Consider the following 2205-nt stretch of genomic DNA (forward strand, 5'->3'; position numbering starts at 1 on the left):
GCAGACGCGTTCGAGTTCGCGCGCCACGTCGGCGCTGATGGCCTCACCCCAGGGGCCGTTCTGGCCCCGCAGGGCCACGTGCAACACGGGGCGGTTTTCGGTCAGGTTGATCGGGTCGCCACGGAACATGGCGTCGCGCTGCGCGGCGACACCCGCTTGTTCGGCCAGGGCCAGCAAGGCGGTTTGGATGGCCGGGTTGGTACGCTGACGGCAGGGGTCCAGTGTGATGCCGGCTGCGCTCACGCTCAGGCGTTCGGCTCGGTCGGGCTCGGCGGCCAAGACATCGCGCAAGTGGGTTTGCGGGGCAGCGGCGAGTTGGCCGAGTTGTGCCCAAGCGGGCAGTTGGGTGGGGGTGGTGTGCAATGGCTTGCTGAGTTGTGCGTTCATAGAGCGGGTGTTCTCCTGACGTTCGCCCTGAACCTGTCGAAGGGCTGCGCGGTGCATGGACAACAGGGCTTCGACAGGTTCGGCCCGAATGTGGCGCGGTCTAGGGCTTCAAGCCGACGGTACCTCAGCGGCGAGAGCGGTGGCCTCGCGAGCCAAGCGGGTGATGCGCGCCCAATCGCCCTTCGTCAGCGCGTCCGATGGCGTGAGCCAGGAGCCACCGGCCATGGCCACATTGGGCAGCTTCAGAAAGTCTTTCAGGTTCTCGGGGCTCACGCCGCCGGTGGGGCAAAAGCTCACATCGGGGATCGGTGCGCCGAGCGCTTTCAACATGCCCAGACCACCGGCTTGCGCGGCGGGGAACAGCTTCATCAGAGAAAAGCCTTGTGCACGCCGGTGCATCACCTCGCCGGGTGTCATCACGCCGGGAATAAAGGGCAGCAGCGCGATCTTCACCGCGTCCACCAGTGCGTCGGTGCAGCCGGGTGAGAGCGCAAAGGAGGCGCCCACGTCGATGACCCGTTGCACTTCATCTGGGCGCGTGACCGTGCCCGCACCCAGGTGCATCTCGGGCACCGCCTTGGCCACGGCCTCGATGGAGGCCAGGGCCGCATCCGAACGCAGCGTGATTTCCATGACGTCGATGCCGCCTTCGAGCAGCGCGTGGGCCAGCGGCACGGCGTGGTTCGGGTCGTTCAGCACGATGACGGGCACGACGCGGGACTTGAAGGCGGGGCGGGAAAAGCAGGTGATGGGCATGGCGGTCTCCATTTATTGAAATAACGGGCTCGCGTGTGAGGTCGATCGGGAGCCCGCTGGGCGGTGGTCAGTTCAGCAAGGGCGAGGCACCCGATTCTGCGGTGCTGGCGTGGTTGCGGAAGAGGCCGAACAGCTCGCGTCCGGTGCCGTGTGCGTTCGCGCTCAGGTCGGGGTGGTGGATCTCGCGCGCCGCGAGCGTGGCGGCATCCACTTCGAGCTCGAGCACGCCGCGCTCGCAGTCCAGCGTGATCCAGTCGCCGTCCATCACGCGGGCGATGGGGCCGTCGGCCAGGGCTTCGGGGCTGAGGTGGATCGCAGCGGGCACCTTGCCCGACGCGCCCGACATGCGGCCATCGGTGACCAGGGCCACTTTGAAGCCTTTGTCTTGCAGCACGGCCAGCGGTGGCGTGAGCTTGTGCAGCTCGGGCATGCCGTTGGCACGCGGTCCCTGGTAGCGCACCACGGCGATGAGGTCTTTGTTGATCTCACCTGCGTTGAACAAAGCCAGCAGGTCTTGCTGGTCGCTCACCACCACGGCTTGTGCGCGCACCACGCGGTGTTCGGGCTTGACCGCCGACACCTTGACCACACTGCGGCCCAGGTTGCCGGTGAGCAGACGCAGGCCGCCGTCGGGGCTGAAGGGCTCGCTCACCGGGCGCAGCACGGCGGTGTCGGCACTTTGGCTCGGCACCGGGCGCCAGGCGAGCGCGTCGCCGTCCAGCCAGGGTTCGCGGGTGTAGGCGGCCAGACCCTGGCCCATCACGGTGGTCACATCGCCGTGCAGCAGACCGGCTGCGAGCAGTTCTTGCATCAGGTAGCCCATGCCGCCGGCGGCGTGGATGTGGTTCACGTCGGCGCTGCCGTTGGGGTAGACGCGGGCCAGCAGCGGCACCACGTGGGAGAGCTCGGAGAAGTCGTCCCAGTCGATCAGGATGCCCGCGGCGCGCGCCATGGCGACCAGGTGCATGGTGTGGTTGGTGGAGCCGCCGGTGGCGACCAGACCGATGATGCCGTTGACGATGGTCTTTTCCGTCACGATGTCGGCCAGGCAGATGGCTGAGC

The 2205-nt window shown here is 67.5% G+C and carries 2 protein-coding genes and 1 pseudogene; all 3 read right to left on the reverse strand.

Going from position 1 to position 2205, the window contains the following annotated elements; genetic code table 11:
• A pseudogene (locus ABYB95_RS22100) lies at window positions 1-387 on the reverse strand (glucose-6-phosphate isomerase); the annotation flags it as partial.
• A 108-nt stretch (window positions 388-495) separates the two neighbouring features.
• Window positions 496-1143 (reverse strand): bifunctional 4-hydroxy-2-oxoglutarate aldolase/2-dehydro-3-deoxy-phosphogluconate aldolase, encoded by a 648-nt coding sequence (locus ABYB95_RS22105; RefSeq protein WP_372662051.1) that lies wholly within the window; start codon window positions 1141-1143, stop codon window positions 496-498.
• Window positions 1144-1210: 67 nt separating this feature from the next.
• Window positions 1211-2205 (reverse strand): dihydroxy-acid dehydratase (locus ABYB95_RS22110; protein WP_372662054.1); only part of this gene is annotated, 995 nt, incomplete at its 5' end.

This window comes from Hydrogenophaga sp. (genome assembly GCF_041633695.1).
In the GTDB taxonomy this organism is placed as follows: Bacteria; Pseudomonadota; Gammaproteobacteria; order Burkholderiales; family Burkholderiaceae_C; genus Hydrogenophaga.

What these genes read in the sequence shown, in the direction of transcription:
- ABYB95_RS22105 (WP_372662051.1), bottom strand. Translation starts at nt 1,143, where the DNA reads ATGCCCATCACCTGCTTTTCCCGCCCCGCCTTCAAGTCCCGCGTCGTG.